This window comes from Stutzerimonas sp. KH-1, assembly GCF_054483855.1.
On the sequence record NZ_CM137011.1, the window covers coordinates 4,751,011 to 4,775,350 of the forward strand.

General features: G+C 64.0%; 20 protein-coding genes. 8 read left to right on the forward strand and 12 right to left on the reverse strand.

What is annotated here, in order from left to right; translation table 11 throughout:
* Positions 1 to 41: 41 nt before the first annotated feature.
* Together ACX1DW_RS22610 and ACX1DW_RS22615 are read right to left on the reverse strand one after the other, a co-directional pair.
* Positions 42 to 1,742: an AmpG family muropeptide MFS transporter gene (locus ACX1DW_RS22610; protein ID WP_110776126.1), complete on the reverse strand. Its 1,701-nt coding sequence runs from the start codon at positions 1,740 to 1,742 to the stop codon at positions 42 to 44.
* 38 nt (positions 1,743 to 1,780) lie between these two features.
* A complete protein-coding gene (locus ACX1DW_RS22615) occupies positions 1,781 to 2,140 on the reverse strand; it encodes an MGMT family protein (RefSeq protein ID WP_084904868.1) in 360 nt (119 codons plus the stop codon).
* A gap of 134 nt (positions 2,141 to 2,274) precedes the next feature.
* Between ACX1DW_RS22615 and ACX1DW_RS22620 the strand changes: the two genes are divergently transcribed.
* Positions 2,275 to 3,279, forward strand: a complete 1,005-nt coding sequence (locus tag ACX1DW_RS22620; protein ID WP_458992440.1) for a DUF481 domain-containing protein — start codon at positions 2,275 to 2,277, stop codon at positions 3,277 to 3,279.
* Between the two features lie 74 nt (positions 3,280 to 3,353).
* On the opposite strand, the gene ACX1DW_RS22625 is transcribed toward ACX1DW_RS22620, so the two are convergent.
* Entirely contained in the window at positions 3,354 to 4,112 is a 759-nt protein-coding gene (locus ACX1DW_RS22625; protein ID WP_110776127.1) for an SDR family oxidoreductase, read from the reverse strand.
* A 100-nt stretch (positions 4,113 to 4,212) separates the two neighbouring features.
* On the opposite strand from ACX1DW_RS22625, the gene ACX1DW_RS22630 reads away from it, so the two are divergent.
* The 5 genes from ACX1DW_RS22630 to ACX1DW_RS22650 all read left to right on the forward strand — a co-directional run bounded on the left by ACX1DW_RS22630 (position 4,213) and on the right by ACX1DW_RS22650 (position 8,121).
* On the forward strand, positions 4,213 to 4,920 hold the full coding sequence (locus tag ACX1DW_RS22630; RefSeq protein WP_458992441.1) for a HugZ family pyridoxamine 5'-phosphate oxidase: 708 nt from the start codon (positions 4,213 to 4,215) through the stop codon (positions 4,918 to 4,920).
* Between the two features lie 131 nt (positions 4,921 to 5,051).
* Complete coding sequence (locus ACX1DW_RS22635; protein WP_063540069.1) at positions 5,052 to 5,510, forward strand: FxsA family protein; 459 nt, start codon at positions 5,052 to 5,054, stop codon at positions 5,508 to 5,510.
* Positions 5,511 to 5,758: 248 nt separating this feature from the next.
* Positions 5,759 to 6,052 carry a co-chaperone GroES gene (locus ACX1DW_RS22640; RefSeq protein WP_011914234.1) on the forward strand — a complete coding sequence of 98 codons (294 nt, stop codon included), beginning with the start codon at positions 5,759 to 5,761 and terminating at the stop codon, positions 6,050 to 6,052.
* A 48-nt stretch (positions 6,053 to 6,100) separates the two neighbouring features.
* Positions 6,101 to 7,741 carry a chaperonin GroEL gene (gene groL / locus ACX1DW_RS22645; RefSeq protein ID WP_102839768.1) on the forward strand — a complete coding sequence of 547 codons (1,641 nt, stop codon included), beginning with the start codon at positions 6,101 to 6,103 and terminating at the stop codon, positions 7,739 to 7,741.
* A gap of 158 nt (positions 7,742 to 7,899) precedes the next feature.
* Positions 7,900 to 8,121, forward strand: a complete 222-nt coding sequence (locus tag ACX1DW_RS22650; protein WP_049326101.1) for a hypothetical protein — start codon at positions 7,900 to 7,902, stop codon at positions 8,119 to 8,121.
* A gap of 11 nt (positions 8,122 to 8,132) precedes the next feature.
* On the opposite strand, the gene ACX1DW_RS22655 is transcribed toward ACX1DW_RS22650, so the two are convergent.
* From ACX1DW_RS22655 to ACX1DW_RS22685, 7 genes are all read right to left on the reverse strand, one after another.
* Positions 8,133 to 11,189 (reverse strand): multidrug efflux RND transporter permease subunit, encoded by a 3,057-nt coding sequence (locus ACX1DW_RS22655; protein WP_458992442.1) that lies wholly within the window; start codon positions 11,187 to 11,189, stop codon positions 8,133 to 8,135.
* A 54-nt stretch (positions 11,190 to 11,243) separates the two neighbouring features.
* Positions 11,244 to 12,377, reverse strand: coding sequence for an efflux RND transporter periplasmic adaptor subunit (locus ACX1DW_RS22660; RefSeq protein WP_125869063.1), 1,134 nt, complete (start codon positions 12,375 to 12,377; stop codon positions 11,244 to 11,246).
* A 222-nt stretch (positions 12,378 to 12,599) separates the two neighbouring features.
* Positions 12,600 to 14,222 (reverse strand): methyl-accepting chemotaxis protein, encoded by a 1,623-nt coding sequence (locus tag ACX1DW_RS22665; protein ID WP_152481652.1) that lies wholly within the window; start codon positions 14,220 to 14,222, stop codon positions 12,600 to 12,602.
* Positions 14,223 to 14,307: 85 nt separating this feature from the next.
* Positions 14,308 to 15,402 carry a DUF1513 domain-containing protein gene (locus ACX1DW_RS22670; RefSeq protein ID WP_458992443.1) on the reverse strand — a complete coding sequence of 365 codons (1,095 nt, stop codon included), beginning with the start codon at positions 15,400 to 15,402 and terminating at the stop codon, positions 14,308 to 14,310.
* Between the two features lie 2 nt (positions 15,403 to 15,404).
* Complete coding sequence (locus ACX1DW_RS22675) at positions 15,405 to 16,481, reverse strand: imelysin family protein (RefSeq protein ID WP_125869065.1); 1,077 nt, start codon at positions 16,479 to 16,481, stop codon at positions 15,405 to 15,407.
* Between the two features lie 75 nt (positions 16,482 to 16,556).
* On the reverse strand, positions 16,557 to 17,975 hold the full coding sequence (locus ACX1DW_RS22680) for a di-heme oxidoreductase family protein (RefSeq protein WP_458992444.1): 1,419 nt from the start codon (positions 17,973 to 17,975) through the stop codon (positions 16,557 to 16,559).
* Between the two features lie 154 nt (positions 17,976 to 18,129).
* Positions 18,130 to 19,464, reverse strand: a complete 1,335-nt coding sequence (locus ACX1DW_RS22685) for an imelysin family protein (RefSeq protein WP_458992445.1) — start codon at positions 19,462 to 19,464, stop codon at positions 18,130 to 18,132.
* Between the two features lie 173 nt (positions 19,465 to 19,637).
* On the opposite strand from ACX1DW_RS22685, the gene ACX1DW_RS22690 reads away from it, so the two are divergent.
* Positions 19,638 to 20,210 carry a LemA family protein gene (locus ACX1DW_RS22690; RefSeq protein WP_110776138.1) on the forward strand — a complete coding sequence of 191 codons (573 nt, stop codon included), beginning with the start codon at positions 19,638 to 19,640 and terminating at the stop codon, positions 20,208 to 20,210.
* Positions 20,211 to 21,104, forward strand: a complete 894-nt coding sequence (locus tag ACX1DW_RS22695) for a GIDE domain-containing protein (protein ID WP_458992446.1) — start codon at positions 20,211 to 20,213, stop codon at positions 21,102 to 21,104.
* Positions 21,105 to 21,259: 155 nt separating this feature from the next.
* Here ACX1DW_RS22695 and ACX1DW_RS22700 read toward each other — a convergent pair whose 3' ends face one another.
* Both ACX1DW_RS22700 and ACX1DW_RS22705 read right to left on the reverse strand, forming a co-directional pair.
* Entirely contained in the window at positions 21,260 to 23,320 is a 2,061-nt protein-coding gene (locus ACX1DW_RS22700; RefSeq protein ID WP_133456347.1) for a putative bifunctional diguanylate cyclase/phosphodiesterase, read from the reverse strand.
* A gap of 286 nt (positions 23,321 to 23,606) precedes the next feature.
* Positions 23,607 to 24,188, reverse strand: coding sequence for a superoxide dismutase (locus tag ACX1DW_RS22705; protein WP_003299885.1), 582 nt, complete (start codon positions 24,186 to 24,188; stop codon positions 23,607 to 23,609).
* Between the last annotated feature and the right edge of the window lie 152 nt (positions 24,189 to 24,340).

Below are 24,340 nucleotides of genomic sequence, written 5' to 3' on the forward strand. Positions count from 1 at the left end.
GAAGCCGGCATCTGCCGGCTTCGTCGTTTCTGCTGGTCGCCTCAGGACTGTTCCGAGGCTGCTTCGCGCTGCGCCTCGCCGGGTTGCTGGCGGTCTCGGCTCCATTGCCAGGCGATCAGGATCAGCGTCGGCACGCCGAGCAACGCGGTGACCAGGAAGAAGTCGCTGTACCCGAGGTGTTCCACCATGACCCCGGAGTAGCCACCCAGCAGACGGGGCAGCAACAGCATGAGCGAACTCAGCAGCGCGTACTGGGTGGCCGAGAACTTCAGGTTGGTCAGGCTGGACAGGTAGGCGACGAAGGCGGTGGAGGCGAGGCCGCCGCTGAAGTTGTCGCAGGAGATGGTGACGATCAACATGTTCAGGTTCGCGCCCATCTCCACCAGCAGCATGAACATCAGGTTGGTCGCCGCGGAGGCGACGCCACCGATGAACAGGATCGGCAGGATGCTGAAACGCACGATCAGCAAACCGCCGAAGGCCGCTCCCAGCAGCGTCATCACCAGCCCGAACAGCTTGCTGACGCTGGCGATCTCGTCCTTGGAAAAACCCTGATCGATGTAGAACACGTTGGCCATCACGCCCATCACCGTATCCGACATGCGATAGGTGGCGATCAGCCCCAATAACAGCAGCGCCTGCCAACGGTAGCGCACGATGAAATCGGTGATCGGCGTCAGCACCGGCCCCATCAGGATGCGTCCTGGGGCCGACAGGCAGCCCCAGCAGATCAGCAGGTACATGGTGCCGCGCGGCCAGTAGCCGCCCCAGTAGGACTGGAACATGCCGGTAGTGGAAACCATCAGGATGATCAGCACGATTACCGACACGGCCTGGTGGGCGAAGTCGAAGCGCACCGGTCGCTGGCGTTGCTTGGCTTGACTGAAGATATGCCGTACCGGGACGAACAGCGCGCGGCCCACCGGCGATACGCTGCCGAGGATGAACAGTGCGTAGAGCGTGGCGCGCGGCCAGGCCTGGGCGATCAGCGCATTGATCATCGCCGGCACCGAGACCAGCAGCACCAGCAGCAGGCCGACCGCGGCCAGCTGATGATTGAAGGTGTAGCGCGAGGGCTCGTTGGGCAGTGGCGCGGCTACGTCCGGCTCGCGGATCACCAGACTGGTGATCAAGCCGGGCAGGATCAGCAGCGCGAAGACGAAATAGGTCGTGGTCCAGGCCGCCTGGTTGTAGTCGAGGCTGCTCGAACCCAGCCATTCGGCGAGGAAGAGGGCGCCGGCGCTGGCGAGCAGCATGGCGATGCGATAGCCGGTCATGTAACTGGCGGCGAGGGTCGCCTGCAGCTTGTCCTCGACGATCTCCAGGCGATAGGCGTCGATGGCGATGTCCTGGGTGGCCGACGAGAATGCCACGACCACCGCCAGGGCGATGAGCATCGTCAGGTTGTGCTGCGGGTTGCAAAGGGCCATGCCAATCAGGCCGACGGCGATCAATGCCTGCGACAGCACCAGCCACGAGCGGCGTCGGCCCAATGCGCCGATCCAGGGCAGCCGCCATTGGTCTAGCATCGGCGACCACACCCACTTGAAGGCGTAGGCCAGGCTGATCCAGCTGGCGAAGCCGATGGTTTCCCGCGAGACGCCCGCTTCGCGCAGCCATACCGACAGTGTGGAGAACACCAGAACGGCGGGAAGACCCGCAGCGAAACCCAGCAACAGCAGGGCTAGCGTAGCGGGACTGGCGTAGGCGGCTAGCGCATCGCGCCAGGTTTCACGGGACATACATCGAGGTTCTGCACGGATTGGACGAAGGGCGCACTCTAACCGCTGTGCTCCGTCGAATGCCAGCCATGCCGACGCATGTCCACTCGGTCGTTGACGATGGTCAGGCCCTCTGCCCGCAGGCGCATCCGCTGTTCGTGACCTGCTGCTGTTCCGGCTGGCAGGCTGAGGCGGCCGCCGGCGGCAATCACTCGATGCCACGGGAGTGTGGTGTCGTCGGGCAGCTGCGACATCAGCCGACCGACCCAACGTGCAGCCCGGCCGAGCCCCGCCATGGCGGCCAGCTCGCCATAACTCACCACCTTGCCGGGCGGGATTTGCGACATCACCAGATAGACGGCAGCTCGGCGCGTTTCAGCGTCGGCGGACGGCGGCAGCAGCGGTGCGTGGTCATTCATGCTGGGGCTTCCGGGGAGGTAAATCGACGGGCCGGAGAACTCGGGTTCCGTTCGGCGGTCTGTGCTTGCTGTGGTTAGACGCATAGGGATAATGCCAGCCTTTCAACCGACCCAGACCTGATTTCAATACCCGTATGTTCCCCAGAACCCTGCTTTGCGTGACCCTTTCCGCTCTGGCTCTGCCATCGTTCGCCGACACCGTATGGCTGAAGAATGGCGATCGCCTGACTGGCAAGATCAGTGTGCTCGACGGCGGCAAGCTGCTCATCGAAACCGAGTATGGCGGTTCGATTCCGCTGAAGTGGAGCAAGATCGCCACGCTGGAAAGCGACCAGAAGCTGCTGATCAAGCAGGACGACGTGACCGGCGAGGTCGCGCAATCGCTGCAGGCAGCCGACGAGGGCAAGGTCGTCATCGCCAACGGTGCCGCGCCGCGCACGGTGGAGCTGGCGAGCATCACCCAGATCATCCATCCCAAACCGCTGGTTCAGGATTTCACCTGGAGCGGCAACGTCGATATGGCGATGGACTACAAGCGTGCCGAAACCGATACGGATGACTATGACGTCTCCTTCGACACCAAGGCGCGGCACGGGCTGTGGCGCCACAACGGCACCGGCAACTACAACCGCGAGTACCGCGACGGCGTGACGGTCACCGACAACTGGGATGCCGAGTACGCGCTGGACCGCTTCCTCGATCAGCACTGGTTCTGGCAGGGGCGGTTGAGCTACAAGCGCGACCAGATCGAGGATGTGCGCCGTCAGCGCACCATCGGTACCGGTCCTGGTTACCAGTTCTGGGACAACGAGCTGGGCGCCTTCTCCCTGGCAGGGCTGATCAACCGTAGCGACTACGAGTTTGCCGACGGCGACAAGGAGAACTTCTACCTGGCGGCGATGAAGTGGGACTACAACCGCTACCTGGTGGGCAAGACCTTCGAGCTGTTCAGTACCGGTGAACTCGGCAAGCCGCTGGAGAACGTGGCCGATTACGCGCTCGATGCTGAGGTCGGCCTGCGTTACAAGGTGACCGACTGGGCTTCGCTGAACATGAAGGCAGAGAAGGACATCATCAGCGGTGCCGACAACGATCTCGACGAGACCCGCTACAGCATCGGCTTCGGCGTGGGCTGGTAAGCCTTATCGATCCGGTGTGCATATAAGAAAGGCAGCCATCTGGCTGCCTTTCTTCTTTGGCTCTGACACCACGATCAGAGACGCAGCCCGCCGTCCAGTTCGAGGATGCGGCCGGTGTAATAGTCGTTCTCGAAGATGTACGCCACCGAGTGGGCGATCTCCGCCGGCTTGCCCATGCGCTTGAGCGGAATGCCGGAAGTCATTTTCTCCAGGGCTTCGGGCTTCATGCTGGCGACCATCTCGGTCTCGATGAAGCCGGGCGCCACGCCTGCCACGCGAATGCCGTAGCGCGCCAGCTCCTTGGCCCAGACCACGGTGGCCGAGGCCACGCCGGCCTTGGCCGCGGAGTAGTTGGTCTGGCCCATGTTGCCCGCGCGGGAGATCGACGAGATGTTGATGATCGCGCCTTCGCTCTTCAATTCGACCATCTTCGCCGCGACTTCGCGGGTGCAGAGGAACACGCCGGTGAGGTTGACGTCGATCACCGCCTGCCACTGCGCCAGGCTCATCTTGCTGATCTCGCCGTCCTTGACCTTGAGCAGCAGGCCGTCGCGCAGGATGCCGGCATTGTTCACCAGGCCATGCAGGCCGCCGAAGTCTTCGGCCACACGCGTGACCATGTCGCTGACCTGCTCTTCGTTGGCGACATTGCACAAGTAGGCGCGTGCGTCGCCGCCGGCGGCCTTGCAGGCGGCGACGGCCTCGTCCAGACGCTCCTGGTTGAGGTCCACCAGCGCCAGTCGCGCGCCCTTGCTCGCCAGGTACTCGGCCATGGCCCGGCCGAGGCCCTGGCCACCGCCAGTGACGATGATGACCTTGTCTTGCAGTTGCATGCGCGCCTCCTGTTGTCCTTGTAAGGCGGGAACGACGCCCGCCAGGGAAATCGTTATGCTGGGCGCTCCGTCGTCCCGGACCCGTCTCGAGGAGCCACAGGTGAGCGCCGAAGCCCGCAAGCATGCCCGACAACTCCTGCTCAAGGAATACCGCGGTGTGCTCTCCACCCATTCCCAGGCCATGCCCGGCTTTCCGTTCGGCTCGGTCGTGCCGTACTGCCTGGACGCCAATGGCTGGCCGCTGATCCTCATCAGCCGGATTGCCCAGCACACCCGCAACCTCAAGGCCGACGGGCGCTGCTCATTGCTGGTCGGCGAGCGCTCCGCCGAGGACGTGCAGGCAGCGGGTCGGCTCACGCTGCTGGCCGAGGCCCGCCAGCTCGAAGACGCAGCGACGGTCGAGGCTGCTGCCCAGCGTTATTACAGCTACTTCCCCGAATCGAAGGATTACCACCGCGTACACGACTTCGACTTCTGGGTGCTGGAACCGGTGCGCTGGCGCTACATCGGCGGTTTCGGTGCGATCCACTGGCTGGATCAGGTCGCATTGGCCAACCCCTTCGCGGCGGGGAACGGCGAGGTGGAGCGGGGCATGGTCGAGCACATGAATGACGATCATGCCGCGGCCATCGCGCATTATGTCGAACAGGCCGGGCTGCCGCGCGAATCCGCGGCGCGGATGACCGGCATCGACAGCGAAGGCTTCCACCTGCGCATCGGCCAGGCGCTGCATTGGCTAGCCTTCCCCGAACCCTGCGCGACGCCCGGGGCGGTGCGGCAGGCGTTGGTGGCGATGGCGCGTCGCTGAGGTGATTCAGCTTGGCTTCAGCGGCGCCGCGCATAATCCGGTTACAGGGCTTTTTTCACCTGGGTTGAATTAGACCCGGGATGCCGCCATCTACAGAGGACTGGAAGCTGATCTTCCGCCAAGGACCATCGATGCGAATCTTTTTTGTGCTGTTTCTGTTGTTTCCGCTGGCCGAGCTGTATGTGCTGATCAAGGTCGGCAGCTCCATCGGCGCGCTGGCCACCATCCTGCTGCTGGTGCTCAGTGGCATCGCCGGTGTCCTGCTGCTGCGTCTGGCCGGTTTCGCCACCGCCTGGCGTGCCCGCGAGCGCCTGGCGCGCGGCGAGCTACCCGAGCGCGAGATGCTGCAGGGTCTGATGATGGCTATCGGCGGCGGGCTGCTATTCCTGCCCGGCTTCATCAGCGACGTGCTGGCGCTGATCGTGCTGTTCCCGCCGACCCGCAACTTCCTCTTCCGTCAGATCAACCGGCGCATGGAGGCGCAGGTGCGCCGCCAGCGCGCCTTTGCCGATGACTTGCAGGCGCGGTCCAACCCGCAGCGGCCGAATGTGATCGAAGGCGAATGGGAGCGGCGCGATCAGGACAAATGATCCGTTCGCTCGAAGACCGGCATGCCAGCAGGCATGCCGGTTTGCATTTATAGCCATGAAAATTTCATCCGCGCCCCTTGAAATGCTCTTGAACGCCCGCATGTAGCGGACACCGCAAGGTCGCTGTCGTGTTCGACAGTCCGTCTTCTGCGGCTCGCGTTGCGGGCCGCAACCGGCACCGCCGGATTTGCCCAACCCGCCGATGAAGGGTCATCGGCATGGAACCACTCTACTAGGAGAGATCGACAATGAAGCTTCGTCCTCTGCATGACCGCGTCGTGATTCGTCGCAGCGAAGAAGAAACCAAGACCGCAGGCGGCATCGTCCTGCCGGGCTCCGCTGCCGAAAAGCCGAACCGTGGCGAAGTCGTTGCTGTGGGTACCGGCCGTGTGCTGGACAACGGCGAAGTGCGCGCTCCGGCCGTGAAGGTTGGTGACAAGGTGGTCTTCGGCCCTTACTCCGGCAGCAATACCGTCAAGGTCGACGGCGAAGACCTGCTGGTGATGAGCGAGAACGAAATCCTCGCTGTCATCGAAGCCTGATCACCCGCGAATCTCCATCGATAATTCAAGAATTGAGGATCAATCAACATGGCTGCTAAAGAAGTCAAATTCGGCGATTCCGCACGCAAGAAAATGCTGGTCGGCGTGAACGTCCTGGCTGATGCGGTAAAAGCGACCCTCGGCCCGAAAGGCCGCAACGTGGTGCTGGAGAAGAGCTTCGGTGCTCCGACCATCACCAAGGACGGCGTTTCCGTCGCCAAGGAAATCGAGCTGAAGGATCGCTTCGAGAACATGGGCGCCCAGCTGGTCAAGGACGTTGCGTCCAAGGCCAACGACGAGGCCGGTGACGGCACCACCACCGCTACCGTGCTGGCCCAGGCCATCGTCAACGAAGGCCTGAAGGCCGTCGCTGCCGGCATGAACCCGATGGATCTGAAGCGCGGCATCGACAAGGCGACCATTGCCATCGTCGCCGAGCTGAAGCAGCTGGCCAAGCCGTGCACCGATTCCAAGGCCATCGCCCAGGTCGGCACCATCTCCGCCAACTCCGACTCCTCCATCGGTGACATCATCGCCGAGGCCATGGAGCGCGTTGGCAAGGAAGGCGTGATCACCGTCGAGGAAGGTTCGGGTCTGGAGAACGAGCTGTCCGTCGTCGAAGGCATGCAGTTCGATCGCGGCTACCTGTCGCCTTACTTCATCAACAAGCCGGACACCATGGTCGCCGAGCTGGACAGCCCGCTGCTGCTGCTGGTCGACAAGAAGATCTCCAACATTCGCGAACTGCTGCCGGTGCTGGAAGCCGTTGCCAAGGCCGGTCGCCCGCTGCTGATCGTTGCCGAAGACGTCGAAGGCGAAGCCCTGGCGACTCTGGTGGTCAACAACATGCGTGGCATCGTCAAGGTTGCTGCAGTCAAGGCCCCGGGCTTTGGCGATCGCCGCAAGGCCATGCTGCAGGACATCGCCATCCTGACTGGCGGTACCGTGATTTCCGAAGAAGTCGGCCTGAGCCTGGAGACCGCTACCCTGGAGCACCTGGGTAACGCCAAGCGCGTCGTGCTGAACAAGGAAAACACCACCATCATCGACGGCGCTGGCGCCCAGGCTGATATCGAAGCCCGCGTTGCGCAGATCCGCAAGCAGGTCGAAGACACCACTTCCGACTACGACAAAGAGAAGCTGCAAGAGCGTCTGGCCAAGCTGGCCGGCGGTGTTGCCGTGATCAAGGTCGGTGCCGGTACCGAAGTCGAGATGAAAGAGAAGAAGGCCCGTGTCGAAGACGCCCTGCACGCCACCCGTGCAGCCGTCGAAGAAGGCGTGGTGCCTGGCGGTGGCGTTGCCCTGGTGCGCGCTCTGCAGGCCATCTCCGAGCTGAAGGGCGACAACGAAGACCAGAACGTCGGTATCGCGCTGCTGCGTCGCGCTGTCGAAGCGCCGCTGCGCCAGATCGTCTCCAACGCCGGTGGCGAGCCGAGCGTGGTGGTTGACAAGGTCAAGCAGGGTTCGGGCAACTACGGCTTCAATGCCGCTTCCGACACCTACGGCGACATGATCGAGATGGGTATCCTCGATCCGGCCAAGGTCACCCGTTCCGCGCTGCAGGCTGCTGCCTCCATCGGCGGTCTGATGGTCACCACCGAAGCCATGGTTGCCGAAGTGGTAGAAGACAAGCCGGCCCCGGCTATGCCGGACATGGGCGGCATGGGTGGCATGGGCGGCATGATGTAAGCCGACCGGCCCCTTGGCACCATAAAAAGAACCCCGCCTCGTGCGGGGTTTTTTTTGCGTGCCGTTCAGTGCATCCTCGACCGTTCGTCAAAAACAACGCAGGAATTAACTAGCTGAGCTACGGTCAGTTAACCACCGCCTAATCAAGGGTTTACACCATGAAGCTGGAAATCGCTCGAGGATTGTTCCTCATCGGCGCGCTCGGAGTGACCACGCTTTGCGTAGCGGCATGGAATGAGCCCGGAGCGACACTGGTGCAGAGCAGCGAAAGCCGCAGCTACTGCCCGTTGCCGCCAGGCGGCAAGTCCCGCTTCGAGGCGGTGCGTCCCGATCAGGATCTGCTCTTGCTTCTCTACGGCCTGTCACAAGGCATGCGCTAACGCCTCTGGCGTCAGGCGATGCCAGGCGCGCTAGCCGGTAGCGGTGCCTTGTCCGGCCTGGCCAGCAGTTCATAGACGGCAGGCAGCACGAACAGCGTGAACAGCGTGCCGACCGACATGCCGGTGGCGATCACCAGGCCGATGTCGAACCGGCTGACCGCACCGGCCCCACTGGCGATGATAAGCGGCACCATGCCGAACACCGTCGCCGCGGTGGTCATCAGCACCGGCCGCAGGCGAATCGCCGCTGCTTCTTCCACTGCCTCGCGTCGACTCAGGCCCTGTTCACGGCGCAGCTGATTGGCGAACTCGACGATCATGATGCCGTGCTTGCTGATCAGGCCGATCAGCGTCACCAGGCCCACCTGGGTATAGATGTTCATGCTCGACAAGCCGAGGAATAGCGGCACCAGCGCGCCGCAGACCGACAGCGGCACGGTTACCAGGATCACCAGCGGATCGCGGAAGCTCTCGAACTGCGCGGCCAGGACCAGGAAGATCACCGCCAATGCCAGCGCGAAGGTCAGGTACAGCGCATTGCCTTCCTGAATGTACTGGCGCGAAGCGCCTGCGTAATCGAAGCTGAAACCCTCCGGCGCTTCCTCGCGGGCGATCCCCTGCAGCGTCTCGATCGCCTCGCCCATGCTGACGATGGGGAAGCCCTGGATCATCGCGGCGTTGAGTTGCTGGAACTGCTTGAGCTGAGTCGGCCGGGCGCGGTCGCGCACCTTGATCAAGGTCGACAGCGGCAGCATCTGGCCCTGCTGGTTGCGCACGTAGTAGTTGCTCAGCCAGTCGGGGTTGTCGCGGTAGGCGCGTTCGACCTGGGCGATGACCTTGTAGCTGCGGCCCTCGATGGTGAAGCGGTTGATCTCGCCTTCGCCGAGCAGGGTGCTCAGGGTCAGACCCAGGTCTTCCATGGAAACACCCATCTGCGCGGCTTTCTCGCGGTCGATATCGACCACGATCTCTGGCTTGTCGAAGGCGAGATCCACGTCGAGGAAGGCGAACTTGCCGGACTCCTCGGCGCGTTTGCGGATGCGCTCGGTCACCTGCAATAGCGTCTCGTAGTCGTTGGCGGTATTGATCACGAACTGGAACGGCAGGCCTTCGCCGGTGCCGGGCAGCGAAGGCAGGTTGAAACCGAAGATCTGCAGGCCGGACAGGCGATCGAGCTTGGCCTGGACCTCGGGGAGGATTTCCATCTGCGAGCGCTCGCGCTCGTCCCAGGGCTTGAGCAGGAAGCCGCCGATGCCGCTCTGCACGCCGTCGAAGCCGTTGATCTGGAACCAGGAGTAGTACTCCGGGAAGCTCTGGAAAATCTCCAGGAACTGATCGGTATAAGCGTTCAGGTAGTCCAGGTTGGCGGTCTTCGGTGCGCTGGCCATCATAAACACGATGCCCTGGTCCTCCTCCGGCGCCAGCTCGCTCTCGGTGAACATCAGCAGCACCGGAATCAGCGCCAGCACGAGCACGGCGAACACCAGCACCACCGGGCGGGTGTTCAGGGTGCCGTGCAGGGCGCGCTGATAGCGCTGCTTGAGGCGCTCGAACAGCTCGTCCAGGCGATGGGCGAAGCCGCTGGGGTTCTCTTCGTGGCGCAGCAGCTTCGAGCACATCATCGGCGACAGCGTCAGCGCCACCACGCCGGAGATCAGCACGGCGCCGGCCAGGGTGAGGGCGAACTCCTGGAACAGCGCACCGGTCAGCCCCTGCAGGAAGCCGATGGGTGCATAGACCGCAGCCAGGGTGATGGTCATCGAGACCACCGGCATGGCGATCTCCCGGGCGCCGTCGAGCGCCGCCTGGAACGGCGATTTGCCCTGCTCGATGTGTCGGTGGATGTTCTCCACCACGACGATGGCATCGTCCACGACCAGGCCGATCGCCAGCACCATGGCCAGCAGTGTCAGCAGGTTGATCGAGTAGCCCATCGCCTGCATGAAGAACAGCACGCCGATCATCGACAGCGGGATGGTTACCACCGGGATCAGCACCGTGCGCAGTGAGCCGAGGAACAGGAAGACCACGACGATGACGATCACCGCGGCCTCGGCCAGGGTCTTAACCACCTCGTCGATGGAGGCCTGGATGAACTCGGTGGCGTCGTAGGCAATGGTCGCCTTCAGGCCCGGCGGCAGCTGCGCCTCGATCTGCGGCATGACCGCGCGCACTTCCTTGATCACGTCCAGCGGGTTGGCGCTGGGCGTGCCCTTGATGCCGATATAGACCGAGGGGATACCGTCGAACGAGCTGATCGAGTTGTAGCTTTCGGCGCCCATCTCCACCCGTGCCACGTCGCCCAGCAGGACGCGGCTGTCGCCCTGGGTCTTGAGCGGGATGGCGGCGAACGCTTCCGGTGTCTTCAGCTCGGTGTCGGCGTTGATGCTGGTGACCACGTACTGGCCCTTCACTTCGCCGGCCGCCGAGAGGAAGTTGTACTTGCGCACCGCCTCGTTCACGTCGCTGGCGGAAACCCCATAGGCCGCGAGCTTTACCGGGTCCAGCCAGAGGCGCATGGCGAACACCTGGTTGCCGAGGATTTCCGCCTCGGCCATGCCCGGCAGCGTCGCCAGCTTGGGCTGGATGACCCGCGACAGGTAGTCGGTGATCTGCGGGTTGCTCAGCTGGTCGCTGTAGAAGCTGATGTACATCAGCGCGGTGGAGTCGGCCGCCTGCTTGTTCAGCACCGGGTCCTCGGCATCTTGCGGCAGCTGGTTCTTCACCGAGTTGGCCTGGCTGAGCAGCTCGGTGTAGAGACGATCGGTGTCGGCGCCAATACGCGCATAGACCGAGATCACCGAGGCGTTCTGCTGGCTGACCGAGGTCATGTAGTCCACCCCTTCGGCGCTGGCCAGACTCTGCTGCAGCGGCTGGGTGATGTAGCCCTGAATGGTTTCGGCGTTGGCGCCGGGGTAGGCGGTGGTCACCGTGATCAGCGCGCTTTCCATCTGCGGGTACTGGCGAATGGTCAGGCTGTTGAAGGCCTGAATGCCGAGCAGCACGATCAGCAGGCTGATGACGCTCGCCAGTACCGGGCGGCGGATGAAGGGATCGGTGAAGGCCATGGGCAAGTCCCTGGAACTGTTCGATGTGGCGCTACCGCCGGAGCGGCAGGCCGCTTATTCGGACGCCGGCTCGGCGCCGTCCAGCTTGAGCGTGCGGCTCTCGGCGATAGCGACATGGGTGCCGCTGTCGAGCTTGAGCTGGCCGGCAGTGATCACCTGTTCGCCGCCTTCCAGGCCGTCGAGAATGACCACCAGGCCGTCGCGACGCTCCCCCGTGCTGACGAAACGGCGCTCGACTACCAGGTACGGCTCGTCGCTGCTGACCCCCTCCGGCGGCGTGCCTTCGGTGACCAGCAGTACCGAGTTGCCGTACAGGGTGTAGGTGATGGCGGTTTCCGGCACCACCACTTGCGCGGTTTCGGTCGGTAGCAGCACCTGCAGGTCGGCGAACATGCCGGGCAGCAGGCGGCCGTCGGGGTTGGCCAGTTCAGCGCGCACCTGCACGTTGCGCGTTGTGGTTTCCACCTTCGGGTTCAGCGCGGTGATTTCGCCTTCGAAACGCTCGTTCGGGTAGGCCGCCACGCGCAGCTGCACTTTCTGCCCGAGTGCCAGCAGCGGCACATGCTGTTCGGCCAGGAAGAAGTCGACGTACAGCGTGGACAGGTCCTGAAGCGTGGCGATCGGCGTGCCGGCGGCGAGGTAGTCGCCGACATCCACCTGGCGGATGCCGATGGTGCCGGAGAAGGGCGCCAGCACACGCTTCTTCGCCAGGCTGGCGCGCAACTGGGCGACGCTGGCCTCGGCCTTCTGCGACTGTGCGTTGAGGCGGTCGTACTCGCTGCGGGAAATGGCCTGGCGGTCGAGCAGGCTGCGGGCGCGCTGGAACTCCAGGCGGGACAGGTTCAGGTCGGCCTCGGCGCTGGCCAGGCTGGCCTGCTCCACTTCACTGTCCAGCAGCACGATGGCCTGGCCCTTGCTGACTTTCTCGCCGGACTGGAACTGCACGTCGCTGATGGTGCCGGCGATCTCGACGCTGAGGTCGATGCCCTGCGATGCCTTGAGCGTACCGATCGCCGGCAGGCGGCTCTGCCAGTCCATGCGTCGGGCTACTTCCGCCTCGACGTTGATCGCTGGCTTGGGCGCCTGGAACTGCTGAATCTGTTGGTAGATCGAGTTGAACTTGAAGGCGGCGAGGATCGCAACGACGACGACCACCGCGCCCAGCATGAACAGCATGCGGCGCAACATTTTCCGATTTCCTTGGAGATGTGAGCCGGCTGTCTACTGCCGTGATCGAGGCAGCCGTTCGAACGTCCGGTCATCGTCGCTTGGACGATGGCTGCACTGGCGCAGCCGGACCGGGGAGGGAGGAACTTAGCCCCGAATCGGAGGCAAGTAAAGGGGGAGAGAGGGCGCAGGACTGCTGAAATGCGGGGCGGGCGACAGACTGTCGAGCCGCCCCGCTGATCGTCAGCCTGCGAGGCGGCGGGTAACCTCTGTGAGCTGCGCCGACAATCCGTGCAGGTTCTGGCTGGCGGCTTCGGTGCGTTCGACGTTCTGCTGGTTGGTGGTGGCGATGGACGTGATCTCGGTGAGGTTGCGCGAGATATCCTCGGCCACGGCGGTCTGCTCCTCGGCTGCGGTGGCGATCTGGCGGTTCATGTCGCGGATCGCTTCGACCGCTTCAGTGATGCGTTGCAGCATCTGGCCTGCTTCGGTCACCTGGCCGACGCCCTGTTCGCTGCGCGCCTGGCCGCTCTCGATGGCGCGCACGGCGTTGCTCGCGCCGGTCTGCACGGTGTCGATGATCTGGTGGATTTCGGCGGTGGATTCCGCGGTGCGCTGGGCCAGCGTGCGTACCTCGTCGGCGACCACGGCAAAGCCGCGGCCGGCGTCGCCCGCGCGAGCGGCCTCGATGGCGGCATTGAGCGCGAGCAGGTTGGTCTGGTCGGCGATGCCGCGGATCACTTCCAGCACCTTGCCGATGCGCCCGCTGTCACCCTCCAGGCGGCGGATGACGTCTGCCGTGCTGGCGATCTCGTTGCTCATATCGGTGATCGTGGCGATGGTGCCGCGCATCACCGCTTCACCCTGTTGGGCGGAATGGTCAGCGTCGTCGGCAGCCTGCGCGGCTTCGGCGGCATGCCGGGAGACTTCCTGAGCGGTCGCGGACATCTCGTGCATCGCCGTGGCGACCTGATCGGTACGCGAGAACTGCTCGCGGGCGCCGTTGGCCATCAGCCTGGCGATGGCGTTCAGCTCGCCGCTGGCACTGTCCAGATTCGAGGTGCTCTGCTGCAGGCGGGTGAAGGTATCGGCGAGGAAGTCGCGCAGCACGTTGGCGGCGGCGGCGAGGCGGCCCAGTTCGTCGCTGCGGCTGGCATCCACGCGATCGGCGAACTTGCCCTGGCTGAGGCGCGCGATGTGCTCGATCAGGTTGCGAATCGGTTCGATGATCCGGCGATTGACCAGCCACAGGCTGAACAGCGCCACCACCACACTGGCGAGGATCATGATGATCGGGCCGAAGGATGCGGTGCTCTGTGCGTCGGCACGGATGGTCTCCGAGCGCTGCGCGGCGGCGTCTCCCAGCTGTTCGACCAGCTCGCTCAGCTGAGCGCTGGTCGCCCGGTCGATACCGGCGACCGCGGCGTCCCCGGCGAGCGGGTCGCTGTCGGCGGCAATGTAGGCATCCAGGCCCTTGCGATAGGCAGCACCGAGAGTGCGGTGCTCGCCGCGCAGGCTCTCGATCTGCTTGGCCAACTCCGGCTCATCGGCGCTCAATACCAGCAGGTCGCCGAGAATCTTCTGTACCTTGGCTTCCTGGGCCTCGAACTGGCTCCAGTAGCGGTTGCGCTGCTCGGGCTGCTTGCCGCGCAGCAGTACGTTCTTCCATTCCTGGACCTGCACCTTGAACTCGAGGTTGGCCTCGTCGATCAGCTGCACTTCGGCCAGCGGGCCGTCGAGCAGCGTCTGGAAGTGGTCGATGTTGTTGCTGAGCAGGCGAATGCAGGCTAGGGCGATGAGGAGGGTCAGCAGCAAGCTGCCGCCGATCAGCGCGAGGATCTGCGCGCGCAGGGATTTATGAAGCATGGGCAAGGTCTCGTCATTTGAGAAAACGTCAATGAGCATCCCTGCCGTTGCCCAGCATCATCGGCCGGGGGACGTTTTTCTTGAGCTAGGCGATGCGCAAATGGTTGTCCCAGAGCCCGGCCGGCATTTTCAGGTGGCTGCTGACGATATGCGCGCCCCGGCAGTCGAACAGGCGGCAGCGGCCCTGTCCGGAGCTGACGACGAAGCCTTCGGTAACTGCAGCGACACCCGCGCAGTCGGGCAGATGGGTCTCCTGACGCAGCTCTGCGGAGTCCAGGTCCCAGAAGAACACTTTGTTGCCACGCGGTGCGGTGACGGCCAGCAGGCGTAGTTCATCGTGAATGGCCAGGCTCGCGGTGTACTGGTTCATGCTCTGCCGCTGCGCCTCGCCGAGTGGGAAATGCTGGAACGGCTGACCCGGACGCTTGATCGCCAACAGCGGGATGCGGTCCATGGCGTCGCCTTCGTACTGCTGGCCGCTGACGATGGTGCCGTCCGCCGCAACCGCGAGGTGACGCACGCTGTTCATCTGCTCGGGCAACTGTTCCTTGCTCACCAGGCTGCCATCGCGGCGCAGCAGCACCAGGCTCGGCTCCATGGCGTCGAGATTCATCATCTCGCGGCTGTCGGCCTCGGTGCGGATGCCGCCGTTGGCGATGACCAGGGTTTCGTGGTCGGGCATCCACAATAGTTGGTGCGGGCCGATGCCATGGGTGGCATGTTCGCCGACCCGCACGAGCTGCCGGCCGTCCAGGCGGTAGACACCGAGTACTCCGCGGCCTGGGTCGGCGGTGTCGTTCTCGGTGGCGTAGAACCATTCGCCGTCGCGATGGAACACACCGTGGCCGTAGAAATGGCGATCCTTCGGCGAGACCAGCACCTGCAAGAGCTGCCCGTCGCGTGAGTCGATCAGGTAGCTCTCGCGGCTCGGGCGGCGGCCGACGAAGACCGCCAGCGGCAGGTAGGGGTGCGGATAGACGTCGTGGCAGCGTTCGGCGACCGGGGTGGCGAACACCTGACTGCCATCGAGCCGATAGCCGACGGCGTAGTGCTGGCCGTCATTGCCATCACGGGCCGAGAGCAGCACCGGTTGCCTGCCGTTACGCGTCAGCGACCAGCCGGCAATTCCGCCGGCGGCCAGCATGGCACCACCGAGGCCGAGCAGGGTTCGACGCTTCATGTTCAGTCTCCGTCGTGGGCGTTGAAGCCGATCTGCACACCTAGCGCGCGGGCCAGCTCCAGCTGATGCAGGCGGTGCAAACGGTCGATTCGCGCGTACAGCTCGTCGAGTTGTGCTCGACCCTCTTGCTCGGCGAGCAACTTGCCGAACGGCTGCTTCAGGCTTGCCAGCTGCTGCAGCACCTCGCCGTAGCTGGCATCGATACGTGCAGCCAGTTCGCTCTGCTCTTGGCCCAACAGCGCGCGCAGCCCGTTCTGCTCGGCGCCTGACCACAAACGCTCGGCGCCCTTGACCGCGGCCTCAATGCTGCCGAGCGTCGTGTCGCTACGCCAGCCTTCGGCCTGGTAGGGCTGCGGATGACCCTTGGACTGCCGGCCAAGGGGCGCGCCGAGTTTCTTCTTCAGGCCATCGAGGGCGGTGACCTGTATCCGCAGTAGCTCGGCAATGGCCTCGTTCGGTTCGGCATAGCGCTCGTTGGGAAAGCTACGCAGCTGGTCGGCCATGCCGTCCTTGTCCTGCCAGCGCTGCAGCACGCCCGCGGCGAGTTTCTGCTGATGTTCGCCGATAGCCGCCAGCAGCGGACAATACCGGGCCTTGGTGGCCTGGTCGTTCAGATCGATGCTGCGGTCGAACAGGATGTATTCGTAGGCACTCAGTCCCTGGACCACTACGCTGGCATTGTCGAGGTCGGCCTGGCTGAGGTCGGGTTTGGCTTCGAGCAGGGCGCCGACCTGACGCGCGACCAGGTTCTTCTTGTCCGGCCAGAACTGGACCTGCCAGGCCAGATTGCCCTCGCCCAGCGGGCCGATCAGCAGGGGTTGCAGGCCCGCCCAGGCTGTTTGGGCGTGCACGAAGGCTTCGCGCGCCTCCTCCAGCGTCTGGTTGTCGGCACAATAAGCGATGGCGCTCGCCGCGAGGCGACGATCCACTTCCGACCATTGGGTGTAGGCGGGTAGCAGCACGTCATCGGCCAGCGCCTTGCTGGTTTCCACTTGCGGATCGGCCGGGGTGCAGGCGCTCAGCAGGAGCGCGGCGAGCAATCCGCCGCTGGCGATGCGCAAGGAATTCGAACGGATCATGGTGTCCTCTTTGGCGGAGCCGGTTTGCAGGCCTGCAGCGATACGCAAGCCCGGCTGAATGTTAGATCTGGAGACTCAGAGCGACTCCAGGAAGCTCAGCAGCGCGTCACGCTCCTGCTGGTCGAAGCCGAGCACGACCTGGCGTGCTTTCTCCGCCTCGCCACCGTGCCAGAGTATCGCTTCGAGCAGGTTGCGGGCGCGGCCGTCATGCAGGAACTGGCTGTGGTCGCTGACCGTCTGGGTCAGGCCGATGCCCCAGAGCGGTGGGGTGCGCCACTCGCGACCGCTGGCCTCGAACTCGGGACGATGGTCGGCCAGGCGTTCGCCCATGTCATGTAGCAGCAGGTCGGTATATGGGCGGATCAGCTGGTTGGCCAGCTCCGGTTCCGCCGCGTCGGCTGCGGTGGTGAACTGCGGCACATGGCAGCTTTGGCAGCCGGCCCGGTGGAACAGCGTCTTGCCGGCCAGGACCTGGGGATCGTCGACGTTGCGCCGCGCCGGCACGCCGAGGTTGCGCGTGTAGAACAGCACCTGGGCAAGGATGTTGTCGCTGACTTCCGGCTCGCCGCCGTGGGGCATCGCCAGGCAATCGGTCTGGCGCTCCGTGCAGCTGTTTCCGCTGAAGAGGCTGGTGGACAAGCCCATGTCGTTGAAGAAGGCGTCGGCATTCTGCTGATTGAGGCTCGGTTGCCCGGCCTTCCAGCCGAAGCGACCCATCACGGTCTCCCGGGTGGTCTGATCGAAAACCCGATTGGGGCGCCCGGAGATGCCGTCACCGTTGCGGTCGTCCGGGTCGGCATTGGCCAGCAGCGCCTGCTCGGGGATGGCTTCGAGCAGGCCGAGGCCGATCATCTGCGGTGCGATGCGCAGCGACACAAGGGTGTCTGGATGCATCTCGCCGTAAGCCAGCTCGCTCAGCTCGACCTCGGGCTTGCGCAGTTCCACCTCGGTGCCATCGGCGAAGCGTACCCGCTCGGTCGAATAACGCAGGCGAGCCTTGCCTTCGGGGGCGACTCCGGGCACCGCCATGTCTTGCAGCTGACCGCCGTAGCTCGGCTCCGGGGCGATGCCACGTTCGCGGACGACTTCGGCATGCTCGGGACCCGCCGGGATGGACAGGCGCACCAGCATTGAAACCGCGCTGGCTGCGTCTTCCGCGGGCGGATGGCCACGGCCGTCCTTGATATGGCAGTTCTGGCAGGCATTCGTGTTGAACAGCGGGCCGAGTCCGTCGCGCGCGGTGGTGGAGGACGGCGCGATGACCCAGGGATTGCGGAAGAAACTGTTGCCGACACTGAAGTCGAGCCGGCGCATCGGCGCGAGATTCGCAGCGGGCATGGAGAAGGCGTTGTGGTCGAACTTCATCACGGTGGCATTGCCCGCGGACAGGGCTTCGCCGGGCTCGGCCTGTGTGAAACTGGGAGTTTCGTCGTTGCTACAGGCGGCCAGAGCCAGAACCAGCAACGGGAGGAGGCCGCGGACCAACGGGCGCATCGGAAATACCTGCACAGCGGTGAATTAAGCCGCGCAATCTTAGCAGGCTAATCGACTTGAAATAAGAGGGATTTGCATTTGCGCGGAAGGCCTGTCCCGCAGCGCTGAAGGGAGAAGCCCTGGCGCGACAAAGCGTCGCGCCAGGGCTGAGCGATCAGAACTCGTGATCGGCCGTATCGGGGTTGAGGTCGCTGATGCCGAGGGCGGCGGCGGCCTGTTCGATCGATGCGGTCTGCTTGACCAGAGCGGCGATGGCGTTGCGGACCTTTTCCTGGCCTTCGGCATTGTCCGGCGCGATCAGCTGATCGAAGGCTTCGCCATCCTCAGCGCTCTGCACCAGCACCTGCAGTTTGGCTTCGGTGCTCTCCAGGTCGGTCTTCAGCGTGCTGTCCACTTCCGGGCTCGCGTCCTGGACGAGGGAGGCGAGGGACGGGCCGGTCAGCGTGGTGCCGTCGATGCGCTTGTACTCGCCCAGATAGACGTTGCGGATACCACGCGCATTGAAGAAATGCGAGTTATGCGTGTTGTCGCTGAAGCAGTCATGCTCGTCCTCGGTGGAGTTCGCCTCCAGTGCGACCTTCATACGCTCGCCCGCCAGCTCGCCGAGCGACAGGCTGCCCATGCCGAACAGCATCTTGCGCAGGCCATTCTCGGCGGACTCTGCCTCGAGGTTGGCGCGGTAGTTCTCGGCGCCCGGCTGCCACTGTTCGACCATGTCCTGTAGATCGCTGACCAGCAGGTCGGTCGCTGCCTTCAGATAGGTCCGACGGCGGTCGCAGTTGTCACCGGTGCAGCCTTCGCCCTCGACGTAGTCGGTATATGGGCGCTGGCCGGCGCCTGGGCCGGTACCGTTGAGGTCCTGCCCCCAGAGCAGGAATTCGATGGCGTGGTAACCGGTGGCGACGTTCGCCTCCGAGCCGGCAAGCTCGTTGAGGCTGGCCAGCAGCTCACCGTTGATCACGCTCGTATCGATCTTGTCTTCGCCGATCTGTAGTTCCGGATTGGCGATGATGTTCGCCGTCGCGCCCGGGTTGCCCAGGGCATGCTGATAGTCGCCCTCGACGTAGTCGATCAGGCCCTCGTCGAGCGGCCAGGCGTTGAGCTGACCTTCCCAGTCGTCCACCACCGCGTTGCCGAAGCGGAAGACTTCGGTCTGCATGTATGGCACCCGGGCTGCCAGCCAGGCCTCACGGGCCGCCTGTAGCGTTTCTTCGCTGGGATTGGCGAGCAGGCTGTCGACCGCTTCCTGCAGCTTCACGCCGGTGGCATGAGCATCGCTGAACACGGCCAGCGCCAGGTCGGCGTAATGAGCCACGACGGCCTTGGCGGCTTTTTCGTCGAGCGTCTTTGCCTGTTCGGCAGGCACTGACTCGGTTGTCGCCTGCGGGGCCGCCGTCTGGTTCGTGGGCGTCTTGTCCTCGCCGCAACCGGCGAGCGAAATAGCCACGGCGAGAAGGCTGGCGGTTGCCCAGGTGGGAGTGCGTAGCATGTGCGGATTCCTTTGCGTGCGGGTGAACGAAGCAGAGTGCTGCTCGGAAGCGCCTAATAATGCGAAAGATTTTCATTTTGTGCAAAGCCAATGCGTGCACGGGCTCTCTATTCCGTTCCGCCCCCGTCGGTAGAATGCTGGCGATTTGCTTATCTATCCCCGGAGACGCGACGATGAGCCTTGGCGTAGTGGCTGTGCTGGTAATCCTGTTCCTTATCGCTGCGTATGCGGTGACTCTCTATAACGGGCTGGTCCGCCTCAAACATGGAGTCGGTAAGGCCTGGGCCAACATCGATGTGCTGCTGCGTCAGCGCCACGAGGAACTGCCCAAGCTGGTGGAGACCTGTCGGCAGTACATGCAGCACGAGCGCAGCACGCTGGAGCAGGTGATCAGCGCTCGCAATGCCGTTTCCAGTGCGCGTGAGCAGGGTGATGTCGGTGCACTGGGGCAGGCCGAGACCGGGCTGCGCGCTGGGCTCGGGCGGCTATTCGCGCTGGCCGAGAACTATCCGCAGCTCAAGGCCGACGAGAGCTTTCGCCACTTGCAGCAGCGCATCAGTGGACTGGAGAGCGGCATTGCCGATCGGCGCGAGCTTTATAACGAAGCGGTCAATCTGAACAACGTGCGCATCGAACAGTTTCCCGACGTCATCCTTGCGCGTCTGTTCGGCTTCAAGGAGGCGGCTCTGCTGCAGTTCAGCGAGGCAGAGAAGGCCGATGTGAATCTGAAGGCGCTGTTTGGCTAAATGGATTTCGCTCAGGTCTTCAGCCTTGTCGCAGCCGGTGCCCTCGCCGTCGGTGGTGCAGGGTTAAGCATTGGGCGGTGGGCACGTGCTCGCCATCTGCTCGACACGCCAACCTCGCGCATCCGCTCGGCTGCCCAGGGTTATGTCGAGCTGGTTGGCATCCTGCGCGAACTGGCGGTGCCGCAGCCGGTGGCGCCGCTGACGGGTGAGCAGTGCCTATGGTGGCGCTACCGTATCGAGGAGTACCGCTCCAACGGTAAGCGCAGCAGCTGGCGCGTGGTCGAGCGAGGTGTCAGCGATGCCTGGCTGCGTCTGGCCGATGCCACCGGCGAATGCCTGATCGATCCGCGCGGTGCGGAGGTCCATCCGGCCTTTCGCAGGGTCTGGACCGGCGATCTGCGCCACCCGCGCGGCACTGCGCCGAGCGGCTGGCTGAGCCTGTTCGCTGGCAGCAAGCGCTATCGCTATACCGAGGAGCGCCTGCATGAAGGTGAACCGCTGTATGCCATCGGCGACTTTCGCACCAGTGGTGGTGGGCGCCAGGGGCTTGATCTCGACGCGGCCCGACGAGAGGTTATCCGTCACTGGAAGGGCGATTTCGCCGGTCTGTTGCAGCGTTTCGACAGTAATGCCGACGGCGTGCTCGACGAGCAGGAATGGCGCCGGGTGCAACTGGCCGCAACGCTCGAAGCGGAAGACCAGCACCGCCAGCACAGCGCAGTCCCGGAACGGCACCAGCTGAGTCGTCCGCAGGAGGCGCTGCCGTTCGTCCTGTCCAGTCATGGCGAGGAGGTCCTCGCTCGACGCTTCTACTGGCAGGCCGCGGGTGGGGTGCTGATGTGCCTGGCCGGAGCTCTATGGCTGGCCTCACAGCTGGGTGTGGACGGCTGGTAAGGCGTACCGCTCCGGCGGCTGCGTCGCATACATTCGGCCCTTCGCAGCGCTTTGCCGTTGTCCCGGACTTCGCCTCCCTTGTTCACAAGGCTTTTAGCGGATGCAGGCCTCCCTGGTGAGCGCGCCGCCGTTCGCACAAGCCGTTTCTTCTGCGCTTAGCGCAACTCGGAATTGGCGGCCCGATCGAAGGGTTGTGACTGGCGCAGGAGCAACTCCAGGTCGCGCGCAGGCAATGGCTTGCTGTAGTAGTACCCCTGACCTTCCTGGCAGCCCTCGGCGATCAGATAGGCCTCCTGCTCCGGGGTTTCGACCCCCTCGGCGATGACTGTCATGCCGAGGCTCTTGCCGAGCTGGATGATTGCCCGAACGATGGTGGCGCCTTCGTCCTGGCCGATGTCCTGGACGAAGCTCTTGTCAATCTTGATCTTGTCCAGCGGCAGGCTCTTGAGATAACTGAGCGAGGAATACCCGGTGCCGAAGTCGTCGATGGCGATGAGCGCTCCGGAGCGCCGCAGGCTGTGCAGGTTGTGTGCCGCGGCTTCGATGTCTTCCATCAGTCCGGTTTCGGTCACCTCCAACTCGAGGGTTTCGGCTGGCAGCTGATGGGCCTGCAGCAGCTCGCCGATCATCTCCGGCAGCTGCGGGTGACGCAGCTGCACGGTCGAGAGGTTCACCGCCACGCGCAGGCCGGTGTAGCCCAGCGCATGCCAATGGCGCAGCTGGCTGCACGCCTGGTCCAGTACCCATCTGCCGATCTCGATGATGCTGCCGTTCTGCTCGGCGAGTGGAATGAACAGATCCGGCGGAACCAGCTTGCCCTGGGGGTGCTTCCAGCGGATCAGCGCCTCGACGCCGATGATGCGGTTCTGCTGATAGTCCACCTGTGGCTGGTAGACCAGGTGGAACTCATCCCGCTTGAGCGCCTCGCTGAGGTCCTTCTCCAGCTCCCGGCGTGCACGCATCTCGCTGTCGATACTGGCGACATAGAACTGGTAGCGGTTGCGCGAGCGGCTCTTGGCCAGGGTCATGGTCTGCTCCGCCTTCTGCAGGAGCTTCTCGGTGCTGTCGCCGTCTTCGGGGTAAAGAGTGATGCCGATGGTGGCGCGCAGGCGGATCAGATGGCCGTTGAGCTCGATCGGATTCTCCAGGTCGTCGAGCAACTCCTGCGCCAGCTCGGCGGCTTCGTAGGGCTGTTCGATGCCGCCGAGCACCAGGACGAACTGGTCGCCGCCCAGTCGCGCCAGTGCGCCGAGCCGGCCGCCCGAGTCGCGCAGTCGGTCGGCCAGCGCCTTGAGCAAATGGTCGCCGGCCTGGTAACTGTACTGTTCATTGATGCCTTTGAAGTCGTCGAGGCCCAGGCAGAGCACCGCGATGCGGCGTTGCAGGCGCCTTGCCTCGTCGAGGATGTGGTCGAGCTGCCGCTGCAGCTGCTGGCGGTTGGGCAGGCCGGTCAGCGAATCATATTGAGTCATGCGCTGCAGGCTGCTTTCGGCCTGCTGGCGCAGGTGCATGTTGTGCTCGATGGAGGCGAGCAGGCCGTTGGCGGTTTCCACCCAGAGGCCGAGCTCATTGGCTTCGTGGCCCTTGATCATCGGCAGCTTGTGCGCACCGGGGCGGTCCGGGTTGATCTGCGCCAGGTGCTCGATGAGCTTGGTGAGCGGACGAGTCAGCAGCCACTGGTAGATCAGATAGAGAATGAGCCCCAGCGTCAGCGCGCGCAGTATGCCGACGATGAAGATCACCACCGAGTCGCTGATGAATTCCTGGCCGTACTGGGCGGTATCCAGGGTGATGCGCAGGTCGCCGTAATACTCGTTGTAGGGCGGTTTACCGACCAGGGGAATCGAGAATTGCTGATCGCGGCCGAGGATCGGGTCGGTCAGCCAGCGTGTCGGCAGTTTGATCGGTGGGCGGATCTTCAGCGCCAGCATGCCTTCGTCCGGATGACCGATCGAGGCCATGCGGATCGACTCGTGCTGAAACAGGCCCTCCATCACTTGGGCACCCATCTCCCGGTCGAGGCTGTAGATCGCCTGGGTGGACGGGTCGCGGGTCATGCGCAGGATGCGTTGGGCGTCGGCCTCGATCAGGTGGCGGGTCTTGTAGGCGCCGAAGATGATCTGTGCGCAGCTCAGCACAAGCCCCACCGCCAGGGCTGACAGGAGAACGATACGTAGGAGCTTCCGCGACAGGCTATTGCGCAATTCCAGCTTCAAGTGAAGGTCCTTTTCCGTGCCACGTGCTCGGTTGCGCAAGTATTGATAGTCATTGAGCAATCGTCAAAGAGGCAGTTATCACCGGGAAAACCAGTAGCACCGAATGTGCGGGCGATACAACACGGCATGCAAGTGCGGATTATCCTCGAAGGCCCGCCGTGTGCCGAATTCATCCGTCGGGTCGCAGCTTTACGGGCCCGTAAAGCATATAGCGGCAGGTGATGCAGAAGCCTTAAATGAAAATGCCCGCACGGGTGCGGGCATTCTCTGTACGGCGCTGAGGCGCTTAGCCGGCGAAGTTCTTCGCGACGAAGTCCCAGTTGACCAGGTTCCAGAACGCCTCGACGAACTTCGGACGAGCGTTGCGGTAGTCGATGTAGTAGGCGTGTTCCCAGACGTCGCAGGTCAGCAGCGGCTTGTCGCCAGCGGTCATCGGGTTGCCGGCACCGATGGTGCTGGCCAGGCCCAGGCTACCGTCGGACTTCTTCACCAGCCAGGCCCAGCCGGAGCCGAAGGTGCCGATGGCGGTCTTGGTGAACTCTTCCTTGAACTTGTCGAACGAGCCGAAGGAGGCGTTGATGGCATCAGCCAGCGCGCCAGTCGGCTGGCCACCGGCGTTCGGCGCCAGGCAGTTCCAGAAGAAGGTGTGGTTCCAGACCTGGGCGGCGTTGTTGAAGATGCCACCCGAAGAGGTCTTGATGATGGATTCCAGATCCTTGCCTTCGAACTCGGTGCCCGGGATCAGGTTGTTCAGGTTGGTCACGTAGGCAGCGTGGTGCTTGTCGTGATGGTAGTCGAGCGTCTCGGCGGACATGTGCGGCTCGAGGGCGTTCTTTTCGTAAGGCAGCGGCGGCAATTCGAAAGCCATGATGTATCTCCTACTCAGGTGTCGAGGATTGATGCGGCCAGCTCGGAGGGACGTACGTGGTTTGCCGGCGTAGCCGGCGAGCAGGCGCTGCATCGCGTCCTGCTCTTGCCTCTGTCGTTCCCTTCGCTCGCTACATGCTTGCGCAATCTCTG

Bases quoted from the DNA above. Each gene is read 5' to 3' on its own strand.
- ACX1DW_RS22615 (WP_084904868.1), bottom strand. From the start codon at position 2,140: ATGAATGACCACGCACCGCTGCTGCCGCCGTCCGCCGACGCTGAAACG.
- groL (WP_102839768.1), top strand. From the start codon at position 6,101: ATGGCTGCTAAAGAAGTCAAATTCGGCGATTCCGCACGCAAGAAAATG.
- ACX1DW_RS22695 (WP_458992446.1), top strand. From the start codon at position 20,211: ATGGATTTCGCTCAGGTCTTCAGCCTTGTCGCAGCCGGTGCCCTCGCC.
- ACX1DW_RS22655 (WP_458992442.1), bottom strand. From the start codon at position 11,189: ATGGCCTTCACCGATCCCTTCATCCGCCGCCCGGTACTGGCGAGCGTC.
- ACX1DW_RS22640 (WP_011914234.1), top strand. From the start codon at position 5,759: ATGAAGCTTCGTCCTCTGCATGACCGCGTCGTGATTCGTCGCAGCGAA.
- ACX1DW_RS22625 (WP_110776127.1), bottom strand. From the start codon at position 4,112: ATGCAACTGCAAGACAAGGTCATCATCGTCACTGGCGGTGGCCAGGGC.
- ACX1DW_RS22675 (WP_125869065.1), bottom strand. From the start codon at position 16,481: ATGATCCGTTCGAATTCCTTGCGCATCGCCAGCGGCGGATTGCTCGCC.
- ACX1DW_RS22690 (WP_110776138.1), top strand. From the start codon at position 19,638: ATGAGCCTTGGCGTAGTGGCTGTGCTGGTAATCCTGTTCCTTATCGCT.
- ACX1DW_RS22635 (WP_063540069.1), top strand. From the start codon at position 5,052: ATGCGAATCTTTTTTGTGCTGTTTCTGTTGTTTCCGCTGGCCGAGCTG.
- ACX1DW_RS22610 (WP_110776126.1), bottom strand. From the start codon at position 1,742: ATGTCCCGTGAAACCTGGCGCGATGCGCTAGCCGCCTACGCCAGTCCC.
- ACX1DW_RS22705 (WP_003299885.1), bottom strand. From the start codon at position 24,188: ATGGCTTTCGAATTGCCGCCGCTGCCTTACGAAAAGAACGCCCTCGAG.
- ACX1DW_RS22650 (WP_049326101.1), top strand. From the start codon at position 7,900: ATGAAGCTGGAAATCGCTCGAGGATTGTTCCTCATCGGCGCGCTCGGA.
- ACX1DW_RS22685 (WP_458992445.1), bottom strand. From the start codon at position 19,464: ATGCTACGCACTCCCACCTGGGCAACCGCCAGCCTTCTCGCCGTGGCT.
- ACX1DW_RS22620 (WP_458992440.1), top strand. From the start codon at position 2,275: ATGTTCCCCAGAACCCTGCTTTGCGTGACCCTTTCCGCTCTGGCTCTG.
- ACX1DW_RS22660 (WP_125869063.1), bottom strand. From the start codon at position 12,377: ATGTTGCGCCGCATGCTGTTCATGCTGGGCGCGGTGGTCGTCGTCGTT.
- ACX1DW_RS22680 (WP_458992444.1), bottom strand. From the start codon at position 17,975: ATGCGCCCGTTGGTCCGCGGCCTCCTCCCGTTGCTGGTTCTGGCTCTG.
- ACX1DW_RS22670 (WP_458992443.1), bottom strand. From the start codon at position 15,402: ATGAAGCGTCGAACCCTGCTCGGCCTCGGTGGTGCCATGCTGGCCGCC.
- ACX1DW_RS22665 (WP_152481652.1), bottom strand. From the start codon at position 14,222: ATGCTTCATAAATCCCTGCGCGCGCAGATCCTCGCGCTGATCGGCGGC.